Source organism: Leptothoe sp. LEGE 181152 (assembly GCF_032906605.1).
GTDB lineage: Bacteria > Cyanobacteriota > Cyanobacteriia > Phormidesmidales > Phormidesmidaceae > Leptothoe > Leptothoe turfae.
Genome location: NZ_JASATU010000066.1, coordinates 79649 through 100422, shown reverse-complemented (window position 1 = coordinate 100422; position 20774 = coordinate 79649). Strand labels below are relative to the sequence as shown.

Annotated in this window: 20 protein-coding genes, 1 pseudogene and 1 CRISPR repeat array; of the genes and pseudogenes, 11 read left to right on the top strand and 10 right to left on the bottom strand. The window is 45.6% G+C overall.

The window, feature by feature from the left end:
• Window positions 1-93: 93 nt before the first annotated feature.
• Window positions 94-1038 carry a helix-turn-helix transcriptional regulator gene (locus QGP82_RS31070; RefSeq protein ID WP_499061956.1) on the bottom strand — a complete coding sequence of 315 codons (945 nt, stop codon included), beginning with the start codon at window positions 1036-1038 and terminating at the stop codon, window positions 94-96.
• Between the two features lie 818 nt (window positions 1039-1856).
• Here QGP82_RS31070 and cas3 point away from each other — a divergent pair.
• Genes cas3 through cas2 form a run of 9 tightly spaced genes read left to right on the top strand, consistent with a single transcriptional unit; the run spans window position 1857 to window position 12111 of the window.
• Window positions 1857-4034 carry a type I-D CRISPR-associated helicase Cas3' gene (gene cas3, locus QGP82_RS31065; protein ID WP_499061955.1) on the top strand — a complete coding sequence of 726 codons (2178 nt, stop codon included), beginning with the start codon at window positions 1857-1859 and terminating at the stop codon, window positions 4032-4034.
• 32 nt (window positions 4035-4066) lie between these two features.
• A complete protein-coding gene (gene cas10d, locus QGP82_RS31060; RefSeq protein WP_499061954.1) occupies window positions 4067-7024 on the top strand; it encodes a type I-D CRISPR-associated protein Cas10d/Csc3 in 2958 nt (985 codons plus the stop codon).
• A 47-nt stretch (window positions 7025-7071) separates the two neighbouring features.
• Window positions 7072-8061: a type I-D CRISPR-associated protein Cas7/Csc2 gene (gene cas7d, locus QGP82_RS31055; protein WP_499061953.1), complete on the top strand. Its 990-nt coding sequence runs from the start codon at window positions 7072-7074 to the stop codon at window positions 8059-8061.
• A gap of 12 nt (window positions 8062-8073) precedes the next feature.
• Complete coding sequence (cas5d, locus tag QGP82_RS31050; protein ID WP_499061952.1) at window positions 8074-8805, top strand: type I-D CRISPR-associated protein Cas5/Csc1; 732 nt, start codon at window positions 8074-8076, stop codon at window positions 8803-8805.
• Window positions 8789-9589 carry a CRISPR system precrRNA processing endoribonuclease RAMP protein Cas6 gene (cas6, locus tag QGP82_RS31045; protein ID WP_250565576.1) on the top strand — a complete coding sequence of 267 codons (801 nt, stop codon included), beginning with the start codon at window positions 8789-8791 and terminating at the stop codon, window positions 9587-9589. The genes cas5d and cas6 overlap by 17 nt, the downstream gene beginning before the upstream one ends.
• Before the next feature lie 40 nt (window positions 9590-9629).
• Window positions 9630-10241 (top strand): hypothetical protein, encoded by a 612-nt coding sequence (locus tag QGP82_RS31040; protein ID WP_499061951.1) that lies wholly within the window; start codon window positions 9630-9632, stop codon window positions 10239-10241.
• A gap of 2 nt (window positions 10242-10243) precedes the next feature.
• Window positions 10244-10831 carry a CRISPR-associated protein Cas4 gene (gene cas4, locus QGP82_RS31035; RefSeq protein ID WP_499061950.1) on the top strand — a complete coding sequence of 196 codons (588 nt, stop codon included), beginning with the start codon at window positions 10244-10246 and terminating at the stop codon, window positions 10829-10831.
• Between the two features lie 9 nt (window positions 10832-10840).
• Window positions 10841-11818, top strand: a complete 978-nt coding sequence (cas1d, locus tag QGP82_RS31030) for a type I-D CRISPR-associated endonuclease Cas1d (RefSeq protein WP_499061949.1) — start codon at window positions 10841-10843, stop codon at window positions 11816-11818.
• The gene (gene cas2 / locus QGP82_RS31025; protein WP_163671356.1) at window positions 11818-12111 is read left to right on the top strand and encodes a CRISPR-associated endonuclease Cas2; all 294 of its coding nucleotides are present in this window, start codon (window positions 11818-11820) and stop codon (window positions 12109-12111) included. The genes cas1d and cas2 overlap by 1 nt, the downstream gene beginning before the upstream one ends.
• 231 nt (window positions 12112-12342) lie before the next feature.
• Window positions 12343-13256: a CRISPR direct-repeat array (repeat unit 37 nt; unit sequence CTCGCCAAACACTAATCCCGACAATCGGGACTGAAAC).
• Window positions 13257-13441: 185 nt separating this feature from the next.
• Here cas2 and QGP82_RS31020 read toward each other — a convergent pair.
• The 3 genes and pseudogenes from QGP82_RS31020 to QGP82_RS31010 all read right to left on the bottom strand — a co-directional run bounded on the left by QGP82_RS31020 (window position 13442) and on the right by QGP82_RS31010 (window position 15178).
• Entirely contained in the window at window positions 13442-13702 is a 261-nt protein-coding gene (locus QGP82_RS31020; protein ID WP_499061948.1) for a hypothetical protein, read from the bottom strand.
• Window positions 13703-13951: 249 nt separating this feature from the next.
• Window positions 13952-14847, bottom strand: a pseudogene (locus QGP82_RS31015) (hypothetical protein).
• Between the two features lie 130 nt (window positions 14848-14977).
• A complete protein-coding gene (locus QGP82_RS31010) occupies window positions 14978-15178 on the bottom strand; it encodes a hypothetical protein (protein ID WP_499061947.1) in 201 nt (66 codons plus the stop codon).
• A gap of 111 nt (window positions 15179-15289) precedes the next feature.
• On the opposite strand from QGP82_RS31010, the gene QGP82_RS31005 reads away from it, so the two are divergent.
• Window positions 15290-15529, top strand: coding sequence for a helix-turn-helix domain-containing protein (locus QGP82_RS31005; RefSeq protein WP_163696326.1), 240 nt, complete (start codon window positions 15290-15292; stop codon window positions 15527-15529).
• A 252-nt stretch (window positions 15530-15781) separates the two neighbouring features.
• Here the strand turns inward: QGP82_RS31005 and QGP82_RS31000 are convergent, their stop codons facing one another.
• The 3 genes from QGP82_RS31000 to QGP82_RS30990 form a co-directional block, all read right to left on the bottom strand.
• Entirely contained in the window at window positions 15782-16171 is a 390-nt protein-coding gene (locus QGP82_RS31000; RefSeq protein ID WP_163696328.1) for a type II toxin-antitoxin system VapC family toxin, read from the bottom strand.
• Window positions 16161-16382 (bottom strand): hypothetical protein, encoded by a 222-nt coding sequence (locus tag QGP82_RS30995; RefSeq protein WP_163696329.1) that lies wholly within the window; start codon window positions 16380-16382, stop codon window positions 16161-16163. Before QGP82_RS30995 ends, QGP82_RS31000 begins: the two co-directional genes overlap by 11 nt.
• 81 nt (window positions 16383-16463) lie before the next feature.
• Complete coding sequence (locus QGP82_RS30990) at window positions 16464-16952, bottom strand: ureidoglycolate lyase (RefSeq protein ID WP_163696331.1); 489 nt, start codon at window positions 16950-16952, stop codon at window positions 16464-16466.
• Between the two features lie 296 nt (window positions 16953-17248).
• On the opposite strand from QGP82_RS30990, the gene QGP82_RS30985 reads away from it, so the two are divergent.
• Window positions 17249-18400: a pyridoxal-phosphate-dependent aminotransferase family protein gene (locus tag QGP82_RS30985; protein WP_163671352.1), complete on the top strand. Its 1152-nt coding sequence runs from the start codon at window positions 17249-17251 to the stop codon at window positions 18398-18400.
• Between the two features lie 204 nt (window positions 18401-18604).
• Here QGP82_RS30985 and QGP82_RS30980 read toward each other — a convergent pair whose 3' ends face one another.
• The 3 genes from QGP82_RS30980 to QGP82_RS30970 form a co-directional block, all read right to left on the bottom strand.
• Window positions 18605-19138, bottom strand: a complete 534-nt coding sequence (locus tag QGP82_RS30980; protein ID WP_163671351.1) for a DUF192 domain-containing protein — start codon at window positions 19136-19138, stop codon at window positions 18605-18607.
• A 115-nt stretch (window positions 19139-19253) separates the two neighbouring features.
• Window positions 19254-19943, bottom strand: a complete 690-nt coding sequence (gene nblR / locus QGP82_RS30975) for a response regulator transcription factor NblR (RefSeq protein WP_006518405.1) — start codon at window positions 19941-19943, stop codon at window positions 19254-19256.
• Window positions 19944-20594: 651 nt separating this feature from the next.
• Window positions 20595-20744, bottom strand: a complete 150-nt coding sequence (locus tag QGP82_RS30970) for a hypothetical protein (RefSeq protein WP_006518404.1) — start codon at window positions 20742-20744, stop codon at window positions 20595-20597.
• Window positions 20745-20774 lie beyond the last annotated feature (30 nt).

Below are 20774 nucleotides of genomic sequence, written 5' to 3'. Positions count from 1 at the left end.
GGTGCGAGAAATTCTAAATCTGCCACCAGTAGTGGCAGAAATCCAAAACTCCCATTGTTGGTGGGAGAAATTTTCTGTTCCATGAAACTTAGTTCAATTAGTCTGGTAATTTTGGGCAGAGCGGAGCATCTCAGCTGCTATCTTTTTGACAAACCATTCTGGTGCTAGAAGCCGTATGTTCTCTCCATACTGGAGTAGACGCTGGCGGAACCAAAATAAAGACTCTTCTGTTGTGCTGATCTCAACCCATTGGGAAGTTTTGGCAGAATCTCGTTTGATTATTGTTTCATTGGCTCGACGTGGTTGATATCTGCCGAGTGGTCCGGTCATTCGGTAGGTTAAGTCGATGGATGGGAATGTCAATCTGCCCCAGGGGATATTGGAGGCCGCTCCTACAGTGAGAATGCGATCTACTCGAAAGATTTGATTTTTTTCGACATCATGATGACGAGCTGAAAAGTCAGGGGCATAGGCAAATAAGTAAAGGACTCCATTGTGTAATCGTAATTCTGAACGGTCTAGATCCCAGGGACGTTCTTGGCCACTGCTACTGCGATAGCGAATGGTGTAACGGCGATGTTTTTGGAAACGGTCTTGCAGGGTTTGGACAACGGTATCTAGGCGATCTTCTCCGTAGTCTACTGGAGGGCTAAAGTTGACCTTTACCTGTGATGGTAGTTGGCTTTGTTCGAAGCCTGAGATTTGAAGTATCTGACTAGATTGGCTTGAGAAGCCCATATCGTCCAGAATATAGGCTGCTAGCGCTAATGCCTCTCGTTGGTCAGGGGTAAGGACAACTGGAAAACTTGATTGGACTAATTCGTAGGGACGGTTTGGAGCACTCTTGATATCAAACCCACACTGCCGGAGCTTGCGAATTGTACGGCTAACTTTCTGCCCAGGATCTTCAAGAGATAGATTTTGTTGAGACAAAAAAAATTCTAGCTTCTTAACTAACTCATCTCGCTGTAGAGGTTTCTTAGAAAGATGCTTAAGGAGTTCTAATGCAAAAGCGAACTGATCTAAGGAATGCTTCAAGATACTGGTCTCATCGCTCAAATTCGTTATTGATGAGATAGGATGGGCAGAACACTACTGGGCTAAGCAGGGTTTCAGTCCCGGTAACCAGGATTAAGGTTATGCCTTAGCAGTAAGCAAAATTCAACCTCGCTAAAATATAGAGTTGGTTGAATTACGATATTTTTTCTACTGCTATCAAAATTAAAAGCAGTGAGAGCAGCCCATCCATGCAGAAACCTAACATATGAGTAAGTACTTCGTACACATGTTAACTGTTCAGTTTTTAAACTAGCAAGTGATTTTGAGGTACCTGCATAGCCACGTAGGGTATCTACCAAAATTATAATCTATCCAAATCTCCAAAAATATGATAGACAATAATGAAGAAGCCGCAATTCTATATCTAGAACTGCGGCCCTATCGATTATGTAAACGATTCACGGAAGTTGGCGCTTCAGTGAATCACTTAGTAATGCCAAAAGGAGGCATTTCATGCAATATACCCTCAATTTACAATCTACTCAAGCCCAGCTTGTCTCAGGGGTAAGAACCGAGCAAGTTCGGGATTTGGTCTGTCTAGTTACAGGAGAAAAGCTTTCCTCATCCGAAATTCTGGCTAGGGGAAAGTCAGGTCCATTCGAAGTCAACAGTCATTTAGGCCAACTCCTGATCAGGCAGTCGCATCAACCGTCGCAAAACCGACGATATCTGTGGGACATAGATTATCTACCCTCATTAATTTCAGCTTAAACACGTTAGAAAAGGTTTTGTGCAGTTCCATATGATGTGGAACTGCACAGCTTCTTAAGAAATTTCTGAGATGTTGTCTTTTTTAGATGACATCTATTTTTGAGGCGGTTATAGACTTTATTCGTCACGAAAAGTCAGCCATGAAAATTCAAGTTCAGCCTTTTTATTCAAAGGTTAATCCAGGTATTGGCAACTGTCCCTTAGGCTGTCAGAAATTATGCCGGGTTACTGATAAAACTTCCACATTTCAGCCAATCACTGACTGTAGCTGCCCTCTATCAAGTCATCAGGCAGAAACGGCAGCTGCCGTTTTTGATGGTGAAGCTGACATTATTTTCAATACGAGTGTGACGGGTGATGGTAAATCATTGGCCGCAACTCTGCCCATTTTGCTTGATTCGCAATATCGCATGGTGGGGTTATACCCAACCAATGAGCTAGTTGAAGATCAGCTACGAGGGCAGCAAGATTATCACCAAAAATTTGGACTGAATGCTCAAAAACGAATTGATTTGCTTTACGGCCAGGAGTTAGCTCGTCGGGTAAAGGCCAATGACAGAAATCGTTTTCGAGAATTAGAACTAGCGATTCAACATAAACCCGTTTTATTAACGAATCCAGACCTGTTTCATCTGATGCTGCATTTTCGGTATCGCAATGCCGCTTATGACAATGCGGAACTCCCCATGTTGATGGCCACATTTCCTGATTATTGGGTCTTTGATGAGTTTCATATCTTTGGCCCCCATCAGGAATCGGCTGTGCTCAACAGTCTCTGTTTTATACGGGCATCTGCCCAGGGAAAGCGTAAGTTTCTGTTTACATCGGCAACCCCAAAGACAACATTTATTAAGCAGTTAGAAGCCTCTGGGTTTAAGGTGAAGTCTATTTCTGGGCAGTACGCTAGCGAAGCTAGGACGGGGTATCGACCGATACTACAGCCTGTAGAGCTGGAGTTTGTAAAACTAAAACCAAAGCAAGGAATCTTAGATTGGCTACAGGATAATGTAGGGCTACTCCAAAATTTACTGCTTGCTGAAGCTAAAGGCCGGGGTCTGCTGATTTTGAACTCTGTGGCCCAGGCAGGGAGGGTTGTACGTTTATTGCAAACGTTGCTGCCTGATAATTTTGAAATTGCTGAAATCAGTGGACGGATTGATAAGCAAGAACGAAATAAGACTCAGGAAAGGTTAAAAGACTCTCCACATCCTGTTCTTGTTGTGGGTACATCTACAGTGGATGTGGGTGTTGATTTTAAGATTCACCTGCTGATTTTTGAGAGTAACAATTCGGCAACTGTGATTCAACGGCTGGGACGTTTGGGGCGTCATCAAGGATTTCACAAGTACCATGCGTTTTGTTTATTACCTGGTCATGCACCCTGGACTTATTCGCGACTTGAAAAGTCTTTAAATGAGGGTCAGGTCGTTGAGCGACAAATGCTTAATGATGCGATTCGCTCTGCCTTTGAAGAACCGAAGGAGTTTGAGCAATATCGTCAACAGTGGGGTGCATTACAGGCTCAAGGAATGCTCTGGCAGATTAAACAGGTGAGTGAGTCTGCCAAGGTGATGGAACCGATTTGCGATCGCATCCTCTCTGCCCTCATCCCAGTCTATAGCGAAGCCAAGTTAGAGGGTGCCCGCAAATGTTGGCATGCCATGGGCAATGACTCTATTGGCAAAGCTACCCAGGAAGAGCTTTTGAGATTTCGAGGTGGCACAACGTTACAAGCCGCTGTATGGGATGACCATCGCTTTTACACTTATGATTTGCTCAGGCTGTTGCCCTATACGCATGTAGAAATCATTGAAGAGTCTGACTTTTTGGCTGCTGCTGAAAAAGCTGGATATGGAGAAGAGTTTTTCAGCTATGCCAAGGTCTACATTAAAGTTCAACAATGGCTAGATGAACGTTTAAATATTCGTTTAAGTTGCCGTTATGACGGTAGTCAGCTAACATGCTGCGATCTAATTCAGATTAAAGGTCTGCGGATAGAAAATCACCCACAAATTGAAGTTGTTCGTGCTCTTAGTCAAAGAAAAGTTTTAGCCTTCCTAATACGCCTTAAAGAAGATCAACGTCACTGGGATGTTGGGAAAATATTATATCTCAGCCCTCTATTTGGACTGCATCACTTAACAGATGCTTCTGAGCAGTCTTATGCCTGTGCATTTAATCAAGATGCACTCCTTCTAAAAGCCTTTGAAAAAAACTGTCGTCTGAAAAAAATTTGCCAGCAGGCAGATTCTTTTTTCTTCTAATTTACTCACTTACACCCTTTCTAATTATTACTATGGCGACTCTACTACAAATGCTACTGATTAGCACTTTATCCTCTGATACAGATCCAACCCTTCGGCAGTTCATTGACACAGTTCTCCCTTCAATGGAGCAAGAGTTTAGTTCGATTACTGCTTTAGGTGGTTCCTATGAGGTTCATCTTTCGCGCTTAAAGCATAAAGAGACAGCGAAGAGATGGTCAGAAAAAGCTGATCAAAGCTTACTAGTACACGTTCTAAATGGATTACTAACTGCCTGGAACCTAATTCCATTTCTGGATGATAATCCATTAAATGATGACGAAAAACGGTTACTATGTCTGGGATTAACCTTGCATGACTATAATAAATACTGCCAGGGAGAAGAAAAAGACTCTCCAAAAGCCTACGAAGTAGACAGTATTTTGGCGCTTTGTCAGGAAATGGGGAAAAGACTCAATTTTGGAAGTTTCTGGCCTGAATGGAAAAGCTATTTATCAGAAATTGGATTTTTAGCTCAAAATACTCAACGTAAACATGGCTCGAATTTAGTCCTAGCAAACTGGCCAAATTTTAAGTTACGTCGTCATCGCTTGCTCAATCCATTACGACTGCTACTCACTTTTGGTGATGTGGCAGTTCATATGACTAATCCAGCTGAAGTTATCACAACAACTCGTGGTGATCGATTGCAAGATTGTTTAGATGACCTCTGTATACCTCGGAAACTTGTTTATCATCGTCTGCGAGATGTGACCGGCATTTTAAGCAATGGTATACATAATGCTGTTTTAGCATTTACCAAACAGGAAAAGTGGCAGCCAATCTTATATTTTGCTCAGGGAGCTGTATACTTAGCACCCCAAGGAACAAAAGTTCCAGAATCTGAAAAACTGAAAAGTGTTTTATGGAATGCCATTGAAAAAATACTTTCTGGTGCTATGTTAGGGGGAAATATTGGCTTCAAACGTGATGGTAAGGGTGTAAAGGTTTCCCCTCAAACATTAGAGCTATTTTCCCCTGAGCAGCTTATTCGAGGATTACCAGAGGTAATTACAGCCAAAGTCAGAAATGATAAGGCCCCAGCAACACCAAAACGACTTGCTAGTCTGGAGCTAAGTGAATCTGAGCTAGAACGCTTAGCAGCAGGATCTGACATACGGAGCGACCAGTTAGCAGAGCTCATTGGTCTTGTTCAAAAGGAATTTTTTAGTAAAACGCCTGAATTTACACCATGGGTTCTAGAGCAGCTAAAAATTCAGGATGAAATAACGACTGAACAAACCCAGGTACAAAAAGGTGGTGTTAACTATGGTTGGTACCGAGCTGCCGCTGAATATGTTCTAAAACATCAAACATTGGACACAGAGCAGTTTGCTGAAATGTTGGGCCAATTTTCTACCGCGCTTGCTGACTGGGCGATAGAGAAACAACTATTACCAGAAACTGTTAATTCGACTAAAGATGCTTTTCTCAGTTACCTCGATCAGTATCTTGAAATATCTGGTTGGGATAGTATAGGAGGTTCATTTCAGCAAGAACTAGAGCGCTATACCATTGCTAAAACCAAAGCTTCCAAACAGCCCATTTGCTCTCTAAGTTCAGGTGAGTTTATCTCAGAAGATCAGATGGACTCTGTCGTTCTCTTTAAGCCTCAGCAATACAGTAATAAGAATCCGTTAGGTGGTGGCCAAATCAAACGAGGCATTTCCAAAATATGGTCCCTTGAAATGCTATTACGGCAGTCAAAATGGGCTGTACCTCCTGGAAAAATGGAAGATCAAAACCCCATTTTCTTATACATGTACCCTGCGTATGTTTATTCTCCCCAAGTTGCTCAAGCGGTGAGAGTATTTGCCAAAGATCTTAGACAGATTAACTTTTGGGAATTACACAAATTTTGGATTAATCACAACTTAGACATACATGCCTTACATCAGTTTCCTTGGCTATCAGAACCTGATCCAGAAGAATGGAAACTAAAGAATACACAGATATATGGCAGCACAGGACCTAAACAAGACTTACCCTTCTTGGGTATTAGTTACACCACAACACGAGGTAAAACCCATACCGATGCTTGGGCAGAGCCTGCCTTTCTCTCCCTTGTAATTGCCAAGTTCTTAGGGATTAAAGTGGTAGCCACAGCTAGCCAAACACCTTTATATCGAAGTGACAGCGATTTTAGAGAATCTATCAAATTAGATGGCCTTGCTAACTTCTGGAGTGTTCTCAACTTACCTGATGCTATTCACCTAGAGGAACATCACCAGGGACGTATTCAACGCATCGAAGATTTTATGCAGCGTCTACTGATCGCCTACAGTGTTCACTTAGAAAACCAGGCTGATAAACCAGATCCACGCTGGCGCGCCTTGCCAGACACCGTGCGACAGCTAATGAGTAATGTCCTGAATCTCTTTAGCCTGGCAGAGTCAGGCTGTCGTAAACGAAAACGTGATCCTACTCCAGACGACGCCCAACGTTATTGGAAATATGCTCAACTTTGGTCTCAAGGAGATGCCATCATGGAAGAACAGATATCTCTCGTTAAGCGCCTAGCTCAGGAATATCGACAGTTTTATAAAGTCCGTAGCACCGCATCAAGTCATGCAATTTTGCTGCCTCTGACAAAAGCTCTTGACACTATTTTGTCTGTACCGCCAGATCTTCCTGAAGAAGACTTGATTTTAGAAGGGGCTGGCCAGCTCAAAGATGCGCTTGAGCGTCAGGAAGTTTATACCAGACCTCTCTTGCTAGATAAGTCCAAAGATATTGCTCTACGCAAAGCACTGGAACTGCAAGCCATTCAACAATTTATGACTACCTGTGTCGAGCAGCTGTTTAAGGAACAGTACCAAAAGGATATTGCCTTACTGCAAGAAAACCGAAACAGAATCAAGTCTGGTGTTGAGTTCGCCTATCTGATGCTGAATTTAGAAGACATACAGCAAGAAGCGGAATCAGAAACAGAAACTGAATCAGCAGCCTAATTTTGTCCAAAGAAGCCCACCAAAATTCATCAAAGGAACTTTGTGTTATGTCTATTCTCGAAACGTTAAAGCCTGAATTGCATAGTGCCTTTCCCCGTCTTGCCTCTGGTAAATACATTCACTTTTTGATGCTACGTCATAGTCAGTCATTTCCAGTTTTCCAAACGGACGGTGTGCTAAATACAGCAAGGACACAGGCTGGTGCTAAAACTAAAGAGACAATTAGTCGCTTAGTCATGTTCAAACGGAAACAGACGACACCGGAACGACTAGCTGGAAGAGAACTGCTAAGGGCATTGGACCTGACCAGTGCAGACGAAACTGATAAAGCCAAATATTGTGAATACAATGGCGAAAAATCTTGTAAACATTGTCCAGACTGTATTATTTACGGCTTTGCCATTGGTGATAGTGGCTCTGAACGATCTAAGGTTTATTCGGATTCTGCTTTTTCGTTAAGCCCCTACGAAACCTCTCACAAAAGTTTTACCTTTAATGCACCGTTTGAAGGTGGAACCATGAGTGAAAAGGGTGAGATGCGGAGTTCTATTAATGAGCTGGACCATATTTTGCCTGAAGTCACCTTTCCAACGGTTGAAACTCTGAAGGATTCGACTTTAGAGGGCTTTATATATGTATTAGGTAATTTACTGCGTACGCGACGGTATGGGGCTCAAGAGACTCGAACTGGAACGGTCAAGAATCACATTGTTGGCATTGTCTTTGCTGATGGTGAAATATTCAGTAACTTACATTTTACCCAGGCCCTATACGATGCCAGTAAGTCAGATTTATCAGCACCGATTGACACACTCTGCCAACGTGCAACTGGACTAATTGAGCCACTATTAGGGAATGAACCTGTGCGTAAGAATCAAGTCATTCTTGGTGATAAGTTAACCCAGTTACTTGGAGAGGTTTCTGTCATTTATCAGGATGAAGCTCAACTTAGCGAAAAGCTTCAGACCCTATATGAGCAAACTACTGCCTATGCCACAATCTATGGCGCAATGGCCAAAGGCAAAAAGAAGAAATAGGGAGTCAAAGACATGCATATTTATCAATGCAATCTCACACTCCATGACAATGTTTTTTTTGCCACCCGTGAAATGGGGACACTCTATGAAACTGAGAAGTACTTACATAATTGGGCATTAACCTATGCTTTTTTCTCAGAAACTCACATTCCCCGTCCCTATCGGATGCAGGGTAAGACAGCCCAACAACCAGGCTATCTTGATCCAGACCATGAGCAAAATCTATTGCAATTGAATGGTTCAGGGCTGTATCTCTTTCCTGCAAAACCATTGCGGTGGAGCTATCAAGTGAATACGTTTAAGGCGGCTCAGGTTGCCTATTATGGCCAGTCTAAACAGTTTGGTGCCAAAGGAGCCAAGCGTAACTATCCAATCAATTTTGGTCGTGCCAAAGAGCTAGCGGTGGGGAGTACCTACCGCACATATTTAATCTCACCTCAAGCGCTAGAGATAAAGACTCTACCTCGATGGATTCGGTTAGGAAAATGGGCTGGGAAAATCCATGTGCAATATTTTCCTCTGGCTGATATCGAGCGAAAACAAGGAACCTTCCTCTGTACTCATCCTTTGAACCCTATGGATTTACCACCACAGACCCAGCTAAAGCTCTATGACCGCATTGTGATGCCACCTGTGAGCCTGGTGAGTCAGGCCCAGCTAGAAGGAGCCTACTGGCAATTGCCTGACGGAAAAAAATTACCGGCTGATTTAGCCTATGGAGTTGGATATGCTGCCACAGCTTAGTGAATCAGATAATTTGCATGCGATCGCAATACAACTAGTCGCATCAAAACAAGGTGCCTTACCCAGAAACCTAAACCGTGCCACCCATGCTCAGATTATGACCTGGCTAAGTAATGCGGATCCTGAGTTGGGTAGTCAAGTGCATAACATCCAGGGAGCCCCCCTGAGTATTTCAGGGCTGATTGGGCATCGCCGTAAAAAAAACTTTGTCAAGGCGGGTGATGAATTCACCTTAAGAGCAGGCATTTTGCATGGAGACCTGATTTCACCCCTACTAAAGGGACTAGAAAATCATGGACTAGGGAAAGTTGTCATGGTAGATTTCCCGTTTTCCATCAAGGCAATATATGCCATGCCAGGAAGTCATCCTCATGTCGGCTCTTCCCAGTATTCACTTTTAGCGAAAGCCCCCAGTCTTGGTCAGGACATTACCCTTGAATTTCTCTCTCCCACCAGCTTCAAACAAGACCAACACATTCAACCCTTTCCTTTAGCCCATAGCGTCTTCGGTAGCCTCCTCAAACGCTGGAACACCTTTGCCCCAGAAGCCTTAGCCTTTCCCAAAATCCAATGGAATGGTTGGGTTGCTGCCTACGACCTTAAAACCAAAGCCATTCGAATGGAAGGAGGTCCCCAAATCGGCTCAGTTGGCTGGGTTAAATATAACTTTCCCGATCCAGAGCAAGCTCGGATTGCCAATATATTGGCCCACTTTGCCTATTTTGCAGGCGTAGGCCGTAAAACCGCCATGGGTATGGGCCAAACCCGTCTTAAACAACGATAATGAAACCAGATCAAGCCCACAGCAAGTCAAGGAGTACAGCATGACTCAGGTGCTTAAGCCCGATCAGTCTTATACCTTTAGCAAAATCTTTGAGCTGAAGATACCGGCTGATGAACTGGCCCAGGAGCTAGGCTATACCTTGAGCCGCAAACGGCTGGACCTACCTCGCTTTCCAGGTGGACTAGACCGGATTCAGGAACTGTGCGATCGCATCGAAGAAATCCTACCCTACGTAAACCTAGCCAGCGAAACTTCAAGACGCGAAGTACTAATTTCACGTGTGGTATCCGAGTTAGTCCATTACACAAAAGCCCAGTTACGGATCGAATACCCCATTAAAGTCAGTACCCAACTTCAAGGTTATCTAGACTATTTACTCAGAACCCAAACAGAACTACTTGTTATCGAAGCAAAGCGCCAAGATTTAGACTACGGATTTACCCAGCTTGTTGCAGAAATGATCGCCCTGGATCAATGGGAGAAAACCCCAGAACAATCGATTTTACTTGGAGCTATAACAACCGGAACAGTTTGGCAATTTGGTCAGCTCGACCGTAACACTAAACATATCGAGCAGGGGCTTGATAGTTATCGTGCTCCTGAAGACTTAGACGATCTTATGCGTATTTTAGTCGCTGCTCTTTCACCCTAATCATGAATGAACAATTCCTTCCCCTCGCATATCTAAATGCGTGGGAATATTGTCCTCGCCGGTTTTACCTGGAATACGAACTTGGCGAAATGCAAGACAATGCCCATCTTGTTATGGGTCGTCACCTCCATCGTAACATTGATGAAGAAACTATTCGCCAAGAAGGCGATACGCGCATTTACCAACAACAATGGGTCTGGAGCGATCGCCTGATGGTCTCCGGCAAAATCGATGCCATCGAAGAAACCCATGGTCAGCTTGTTCCCCTCGAATATAAAAAAGGTCGTATGGGCCAACACCTTAGCGATCACTTTCAGCTCTGTGCCGCTGCCCTATGCATCGAAGAACGTACAGGTCGAACGATTGACCATGGCGAGATTTTTTACCATGCTAATCGTCGACGCGAGCATGTAGCTTTTACCGATGCGTTAAGACAGGCAACAGAGGGTGCGATCGCGAATGCTCAAGCAGCCGTTACTCAATCGATTCCTGCCCCCATCGATCATCGCAAAAAATGTCAAGCATGCAGCCTTCAGGAAATTTGTCTTCCGATGGAGACCAAATCTCTCCAAGCTAGTGTCCACCGCTAATTCTTCACCATGTCTTCTCTTTATATTACTCAACCAGACGCTGTTCTTAGCAAAAAGTACGAAGCTTTCAATGTTGTTCTCAAACAAGAGGATGGTTCGTGGAAAAAACAATCGATTCCTGCTCAGACTGTAGAGCAGGTGGTGTTAATGGGTAATCCCCAGGTAACGGGCGATGCTTTAATGTATGCCTTAGAGCTAGGCATGCCAGTGCACTATCTATCGACTTTTGGTAAGTATTTGGGTGCTGCGTTGCCTGGCCACTCACGGAATGGTCAGCTACGGCTTGCTCAGTATGGAATGTATCGCGATACTGAGCAACGGTTACTCCTGGTGAAGGCAATGATTACTGCCAAAATCCATAACCAGTATGCGGTGCTTTATCGCCATGGCCAAAAAGATAATCCACTAAAACAACGCAAGGGATTGGTTGATCAACAGAAAACCTTGGATAAAGTACGTGGGATAGAAGGGTTGGCGGCTCGCGAATATTTTGCAAATTGGGCAAACATGTTAGACAAGTCCTGGCAATTTACAGGACGCAATCGTAGACCGCCTACTGATCCGGTCAATGCGTTGTTGAGTTTTGCCTATGCGCTTTTACGCAGTCAAGTTACGGCGGCGGTCCATATTGCTGGCCTTGATCCCTATATTGGTTATCTTCATGAGGTTCATCATGGCCAGCCTGCTATGGTGCTAGACCTGATGGAAGAATTTCGCCCATTGATCGCTGATAACTTGGTTCTAGCAGCAATCAACAATCGTGCGATTCAACAAAAAGATTTTACTGAGAGTTTAGGGGCCTATCGATTATCAGATAATGGTCGCAAGTCGTTTTCGCAGGCTTTTGATCGTAAAATGAATGATGAGTTTAAGCATCCTGTTTTTGGTTATCGGTGTAGCTATCGACGGGCAATTATTTTACAGGCAAGATTGTTGGCTAAATATTTGCAAGAGGGAATTGAGTATAAGGGTTTGATGTTGCGATAATGACAACGCTCTTTTACCTAATTATTTACGACCTACCTGATTCTAAAGCTGCTAATAAGCGCCGTAATCGGTTGCATAAGCTCTTATCTGGCTATGGTACCTGGACTCAGTACAGTGTGTTTGAGTGTTTTTTGACAGTTATGCAGTTTGCTAAGTTACAGACTCAAGTAGAGACGTTGATCAAGCCAGATGAGGATTCTGTTAGAGTCTATGTCTTGGATTCGGGAGCCGTTAAGCGGACGATTACCTATGGGTCTGAGCAACCGCGTCAGGAGACGGCTATTATTCTGTGATGCTAATTTTTCTAAATGGCTAATGCCTGATTTCTGATTTTTTTGGCAAACTGAAGTGAGGGCAAAATCCCTTGGGGCTTGCCAAATGGCTAGAACCTTGATAATTGAATAGTTTTAGGTTTCTTAGATGGATGGGTTGCGATCGCAATCAGATAAATCTACTGCTTGGTTTTGACCTTTGCCAAAATTATAGGTAGAAGCCTTATCTGATAAGCGTTTGGGCCTACGGGCCTCGCCAAACACTAATCCCGACAATCGGGACTGAAACTCAAACTAAAGAAAACTTAGAATCAATAACAATATACTCGCCAAACACTAATCCCGACAATCGGGACTGAAACTTGAAATTATTAGAGTTAATCAGTTAAATAATCAGGCTCGCCAAACACTAATCCCGACAATCGGGACTGAAACCTTCCTGGGGGTGAGGAAGACACAAAAATTCCTGTGCTCGCCAAACACTAATCCCGACAATCGGGACTGAAACTGAGGACCTGGAGACGGGACAGTCCTTGCAGTTTGCTCGCCAAACACTAATCCCGACAATCGGGACTGAAACGGGAACTCCAAGCTCTTCCCTAAACTCCCTTGGGACTCGCCAAACACTAATCCCGACAATCGGGACTGAAACAAGATACTCTCCTCAGAGGATGCCCTCACACAAGCCTCGCCAAACACTAATCCCGACAATCGGGACTGAAACTGAAGTATTCGATTGTATCTCCCCTGCCCCCTGAAGCTCGCCAAACACTAATCCCGACAATCGGGACTGAAACGTGAAGAATGAACCAAGCGTGAGCGGTCCTTTACTGGCTCGCCAAACACTAATCCCGACAATCGGGACTGAAACTAATGTTGTCATCCCTTCCTCTGGCAACCCGTCTGAGACTCGCCAAACACTAATCCCGACAATCGGGACTGAAACGCAAGCCTGCATCGACTTTGTTAAGGCTTCTGTTTCCTCGCCAAACACTAATCCCGACAATCGGGACTGAAACAACAATCTCTTTCCAGAGCTGTTTATCATGCTTCTGCTCGCCAAACACTAATCCCGACAATCGGGACTGAAACTATTGTTCTGTGCCAGTGGTCCGTTCACTGGTCAGAGCTCGCCAAACACTAATCCCGACAATCGGGACTGAAACGCCCGTCGAACAAATTCAATATCACTCAGATCTTGCACTAACGTTGGAGACGAGCCTCAGACCCACGCCCGGTTCAAAACCGAGCGCTAATCGAGTGCTGTCGCTAAAGCGACAAAGTTGGCTGTGCAGCTCTATACATATAGCGTTTACCGATCTCTTAACCCCTTTAGTGGGTTTCGATCCAGTTAGCCTTGCGACTTTGAGTCCAAGGCGGGTTGACGCTTCATCGCCAGGTGCAAGATCTGAGTATCACCTAACGAGACTGCTCGCCAAACACTAATCCCGACAATCGGGACTGAAGCCTGCGGAAAACCTGCATAGCACACCTGCCCCTTAGGAACGAGTAAGCCCTGGAGTCTTTTTGTAGGGCGTGAAGCACAGGCAGACAAGAAAAAGCCCAGCACTTGGCCGGGCGTTAGTACTATCTGCGCATAAGTGAGCGGCATGATCGTACTATAGGACATAGACTGCCAATTGGGTAGTCTACGTTACGCAGCTAGAGTCACGGCAAAACAGCTCTAGCTGCTGCAACGCACCTGTTCCCTGGGGGCGAATAGTCGCTCTCAGGGTTTTGTTTAACAGCGCTTGCTCGCCAAACACCAATCCCCACAACTACTTTATCGATAACAAAGCGACGATAGGCGAACCTCTATGGGGTGATCAGGTTTGGTATACCCGATTCATTACTCTAACCTCTACGCTCGAATGATGGTAATTGACCGCTGCCCATTTGACCGTATAGTTTCTGTGGCTAAACGTTCTGCCATGGGGAGTGCCTGAGTACGACGATCAAAGATCACTAGCCAACCGTGGTCTTGATCTAAGCGGGCTAAATAGCGATCTAACTGTTCCAAACCCTGTTCTAGAGGATCAGCCTTTTTGTCTCGCCATACTTTTAGCTCAATACCCAGGATGATATCGCCATAACATAGGCAAAGATCCATGCGATCGCTACCAATGGCTTATTCGCGATCCAATGTGCCCCCACTGTTTACCACCCGGTGTAAAAATGCCATCAACATCAGATGGGGAGCAATTTCGTGATACGCCGCACTATTGAGCAATGGTTCACCATGCTGTCGCCAAAAAGCTAAAAATGCATCTAGCAGCGCTTTAGTATCCAGCTGGCCTGCTGCCGTCAGCCAGGTGGGTGCAATCATTGGCAAACTATTTCGTCGATAAAAAGGACTAGCGGCCTTGGAATCGCCTGACTCCAAGCTGTTAAAGCAGCTTCAATGCGTTGCCCCGTTGATGATTCTGGCCAGGATGGCGGCTGACAATCTTTGGGTAAGTGCATGTGGGCATTGCCGCGCTAACTGTTTAGCATGGCTAGCTCGGTCACTCCTGGATCGTCTGAAAAGGGAGCCCCTAGTTCTGCGGAGACGACCAGGGCGGCATACTGCCCTGAGTCGGTTAGTTTTTTAGCCAGGGCAAGCATAGCGGTCGTTTTACCCACTTGCCGGGGGGCATGGAGGACAAAATAGTTGCGCTGAGCGATGAGGCGTTCTAGATTTGGTAAACGGCTACTGGATGTCACGGTGTAGTGAATCTCGGTATCACAGGGACCTGTTGTGTTAAACCAGCGAACCATAGGGTGTTTAGCGAAAAGCTTTTAATAGTCTACTAACGGGGCAAATGCTTCACCAGTGCCCGCATAGATTCGCCGGATTGGGGCTGAATGGGGCGGTCGGTGGGTAAAAACTGAGTCCATTCGCTACGCTTTAGCGCATGCCCCTTGGGCTATAGGGGTCGGCAAAGTGGTGATGGTGAAGGCTGTGGATGATGGTGTTGACGGCGGCCTGGGAACCGATGATAAGGATTTTGACGGGCTCGCGATCAGGTTTGGGAACTGAGTAGAGCTGGAGAACTGACTCAGGAGAAATAGCAGGATCAGACAAGGCTACAAAGCTTCGGAGTTGCATAGTCGACACACATACCTAATGGTTCACGCTTTTAATTTAGTTGTCTACTAGGTATACGTCAACTAGTAGGTATACTTTTGTGGTGCATGATCCTCTGACACGATGTGTGTCATGGGAAAAGCTGGACGTGTTTTAAAGCAGGTTTTAGAAACCTACGACATTAGTCAATACAGCCTCGCTGCCACATTGGGTATCGAGCGTACAAATGTGTATCGTTGGGTACATGAGATGCGTGATCCTACCTCTGAGACGTTGGTGGATATTGTTAAAGCGCTACGAACACTTAACTCAGAGGCCGCTGAAACATTTGTTCAGAAGTATTTAGGTGATGTAGCTCAAGGTCTAGATTGAAAACCCTTGAATTTACTTAGGATAATGAGAATAAAAAGTTACTCAAGTAATGGAGCCACGCAGAGAGGATTATCAAAAACTTGAGCCTATTTTGGTAAGTATCCAGAAGTTGAAATGCGATATGTATGACGATGCTATTGTGCCAGTGGCTTTAGCTAACAAATTAGTATCTCTATCTAACAGACCGAGCAAAGTTTTACTTGAAAAATTTGCCTTACAAAAAACATCTGGAAGTTAATAGAAAAGCTTGTTTTACCAAGAAGCAATTTGAATACCATCAATATGCTCAAAATGCTTATCTCGAGTTACCAGAGTCCATTGATTTTCCAACGATTGAGCACCAATCCAAACATCATTCTCGGGAATGGGTTTACCCTTTCGCTTGAGGCTCAGCCGTACCTGTGAGTAACAAAGCGCTGTCTCACGGGACATAGGAACCACAGTACACGCTTCGATAAACTGTAAATACCGAGCTAGATTTTTAAGTGGCCTACCAGAGTTCTCAGCTCCAAACAACAACTCGCCAACAACAGGCAACGGTAAAAGAACATTGGATAGCTGACTCACTTTTTCAACAACAGCCTCGTTACCGTTAAGCAGCTGAATCGCTACTGAAGTATCCAAGGCGATTTCACCACGCATTTAAATCAACCTGTTCAAATTCCTGAGTGATAACCTCTTGAATATCTTTAGCCTCAGCATCATCCAAAATGCCTACAAACTGCATCCATGGTTTATCGTTTGCAGCCTGAGTTTGCTTTGGCCTTAAAAGAATCAAAAAGTCCAGCACAGCCTTTAAAAGCGTTTCAGGTAGCTGCTCCAACTCTCGCAAAATTAACTCTTTGGTGGTCATCACACTACTCCAAACCTACTTAAGGGCTTGCCCAAATTATACCCAAATCAAAATCAAACCACCTTGTTACGATTTTGACCGCTATTCAACAATCTCAAAACTCATCCTATAGGTCTGACTTAAATTGCACGTATCGTGATCCACAATATTTGTATCACTTAGTTCTAGGTTATAGAAATTAATCACATCTGTCTCAAACAAAGGTCCTGCATGCCAGGTGCCCACTTCAAGTTTAATAAAACAATCTCCAGGAATCTTAAACGCTCGAATTTGCTCCGGGTCCGGTGCACTGCCCTCACAGGCAGGAGCCACTGCCATGAGCCACTCTTTTCCCTCCAGCGAACCCAAACACTGCGTACAGGCCAAATGCCGCGTAATCTGATCAAACCGCCTACCTTTACGCTCTAGCTGCATGATGTAAAAACGCGGAATACCCCCGTCCAGTTTTAGTTGAGCCTCCTCAGAATCATAGGATTTACCATCCCACTGGGGGCGTAGCACCTGCCCAAAGGGCCGAAACAATTCAGCAGTCAAAGGTTGAGCCGTCAGCTGTTGCAAAGTAGTTTCCATGGCGATGTTAGGGGGAGCAATCCCTATATTTTGCTGACTATTTCAAGTTGCAACAAGTCAATTTGACGGTACGTCATCTTCCACTAACGCTTATATATTCAAAGATCGGTCAGGGGCCATAATCCCGCACCAGATTCAAAACCTAGCGCTAATTGATGGCTGTCCACTCAAGGGACAACGTCGATTGTGCCGTTTGCGATCGCACCCAAACCTTACAACACATCAAAAATGCAGCAAGGTACGTCAGAACTTATGCGATTCTGGGGAATGCACTTTTGATATGCTCTCCCAACCCCATGGATAATAAAGCAATGCTCATGATTCCGGGACCCACACCGGTGCCCGAGAAGGTCCTCCAAGCGATGGGCAAACACCCCATCGGCCACCGCAGCGGCGACTTTAGCAAAATCATCGGCGAAATCAACGAAGGTCTGCAGTGGTTATTCCAAACCAAGAATGAAGTCTTAACCCTATGCGCCAGTGGTACCGGCGTTGTCGAAGCAGGCATTATCAACTTCCTCAGCGCTGGCGATAAGGTCCTGGTAGGTAGTAACGGTAAGTTTGGCGATCGCTGGGCCCAGATTTCTAAAGCCTTTGGCCTGGATGTACAAGTCATTCAAGAAGACTGGGGTGTCCCCTTAAAGCCGGAGGACTTTGGCGCAGCCCTGACCGCCGATACTGACAAGGCGATCAAGGCCGTCATCGTCACCCACAGCGAAACTTCCAGCGGTGTGCTCAACCCCGTAGAAGCTATCAATGAGCACGTCAAAGCCCATGGTGAAGCCATCATCATTGTCGATGCTGTGACCAGTCTGGCGTCCTACGATCTGAAGGTGGATGAGCTGGGTCTAGATGTGGTTGCTTCCGGTTCTCAGAAAGGCTTTATGCTCCCCCCTGGCATGGGTTTTGTCTCCGTCAGTGAAAAAGCCTGGGCTGCCTATGGGAATGCTACGCTGCCTAAGTTCTATATGGACCTGGGTAAGTACCGGAAATCCTTTGCCAAAAACAGCACGCCCTTTACCCCACCGGTCAACCTGTACTTTGGCCTCCAGGCCGCTCTGGAAATGATGAAGGCAGAAGGACTGGAAAATATCTTTGCTCGCCACGAACGTCAGAAGCAGGCTTGCCGTGCGGCAATGAAGGCTCTGGGGCTGCCACTGCTGGCTCCCGATGATTACAGCAGCCCCGCAGTCACTTCCGTCATCCCTGGTGACGTTGTGAATTCTGAGGATATTCGGTCCACTATGCGCAAGCAGTTTGACATTGCTCTAGCAGGCGGTCAGGACCATCTGAAGGGCAAGATCTTCAGAATTGGACACTTGGGGTTTGTGTGCGATCGCGACATCCTCACCACCATCGCGTCCCTAGAAACGACGCTACAAATCCTCGGGTATGAAGGCTTTGCCCCCGGCAGCGGCGTATCGGCGGCAAGCCAGGTATTGCGGTAGAGCAATGGTCTCGGCAAAATGCTAATGCTTTCAGTTGTCCAGGCTCCCTAAATCCCCCTTTCTTGAATGCCCCTTGGGCTATATGTTGGGGGGCTTTGAGTTCCCTAACGATGATAAATCCTAAGGAAATTAAATTGCTGAAGCCCCCATTATTGGGGGGTGGGGGCCTCCAACCAAGTTTGCCTTTTGACAAAACCTCTAAGCCTATTCCCCCGCCAAAAACGTGATCTCAACTTGATCACCTTCTTTTAACCCCAACTCCGCTGCCCGACCCAGGCGCAGCTCAATGACATTGTCCACCAGCAGATTGCCTGGACCATAGGTAGGGCAAGGGTCTGCCCCACAGGGCGGGGCCTCGAAAATGCCCTGCACTTCACCTCGATATAAAAACACCATATCCAGCCCCACGGGCACATTTTTCATCCAGAACCGGGCAGGTCGTGGTCGACTAAAGGGAAATAACATGCCCCGGTTATCGGGTAGAGCCTCGCGAAACATCAGACCTAGCTGTTGCTGGCGCGGGGTTGCAGCCACCTCTAAGTCAAAGGTTTCACCGACAATGGTCGCTTGAGCGGTAATGGGAAGCACTTGGCCAGGTCCAGTGAGTACGATTGAATCAGAGGCAGCGTCTGTCACAGAAGTGCCAGAGGAAGCTGTAGGTTCTGTGCTACTACAGGCCAGCAGCAGACAACATAGAGCGGGTAACAGAAAATATTGCTGCTTATGCCAATCGGCCACGCTTGTCTTCCTCTAATGAACATCACAATTTTTGTAGGCTACGTGGCTATGTCCCTTCGGCTCCTGGTTACCTCAGGGCACCCACAAGAGTATGCCCCTACCAGATTTGCCCACCCTACGTTTCACGTAATACGTATCCAACGCCGCGAACGGTTTGGATTAAGCGCTTTTCGCCTTCTCCATCGATTTTTAAGCGCAAATAGCGAATATACACTTCAATCACGTTGGATTCACCCATGAAGTTGTAGCCCCACACATTTTCTAGAATCTGTTCGCGGGTCAAGACTTCGCGAGGGTGCTCCATTAAATATTTGAGCAGCTCAAATTCTTTCATGGTCAGGTCAATGACCCGGCTGCTGCGCATGGCCTGACGGTTGGTGATGTTGAGGGTAAGCTCACCAAACACTAACTGTTCAACACCGTACTCACTAGGCTGTAAATACGCGCTGACCAAGGCTAGAAATTCATCGCTGCGGTAGGGTTTGAGAAAATAATCGTCGGCCCCAGACTCAATACAGGCCACCCGGTCGTCCAGGTTGTCACGAGCCATCAGTAGCAGCATGGGGGTACGATCACCTTGCGATCGCAACTGCTGACACAGGTCTAATCCCGACTCGCCCGCCAACATCCGATTGACCACAATCAGCGCCGGGTGACGAGTTTGAACTTCCTTAATGCCTGAATCTATCGTGGTCGCTACCAACGGAATGTAACCGGACTCACGCAGATCGTTACTGACATCCTGGGCCAATTCTTCATTGGCCTCCACTAGTAAAACACAGGGGGCCGCATCAGATGCACCCATAGGATCAACCTCCCGCTTTGTATACGCGCATCGCAAACTGTAACTTTAAATTCGCGGATTATTACTACGCAAATACTAGCGCGTGCTCATCCAAACACCATAAGTTAAAAAATGTATACAAAAGAGCGACCCTGTAAAGGGCGTCAGTATCCCCCCTAAGCAACGCACCGCCATCGAGACATGTTATGCAAACCCAGGGTCGGATGAACTGTATTCTCAAGAACCTGGATAAAATGTCCGCAGAAGAATATACAACAATACGAGAGAATGCTCACCCATGGTATCAACAGCAAATCTCTTAGTAACACTTCATAGTTCCTAGACATTACATCTAGTTACTTTAGGCAACCATAAAGAATGCTCAGAATAACGGACATGAGGGTTTACAGGAGATCGTTTTCTCCTATTATTATTAACAAGCGTAAAAAGCTCAGTAAGCCATCTGAGCTCGGACTCAGAGTGTACTACCAACAAGCAGCTCTTATGAGCAGGACACAAACCATTTAGGGTGCATCTCTTTTACTCCTTGCTCTCACTTATAGAACACAAGTTTGTTGCTAGCTAAACACAGTATCGTTTAACTAGGCCCAGAGTTGTTAACTAACTGAGCCCAGAATTAAGCTTACATGGCATTTTTACGCTAGGTGTCTATTAAACATTTTGAGCAGACCAGGCGGCAATTGCCAATTCTAGCGCTTCAACAACAACTGTATTCATAGACTGTTCTTTATCACACGCTAGTTGCTTGATTGCCTTCTTCACCCGAGGGGGTACATAAATTGTCATTTGTTCAGTTGGCATGGTTCGTTCTGGCTATGACTTATAAATTGA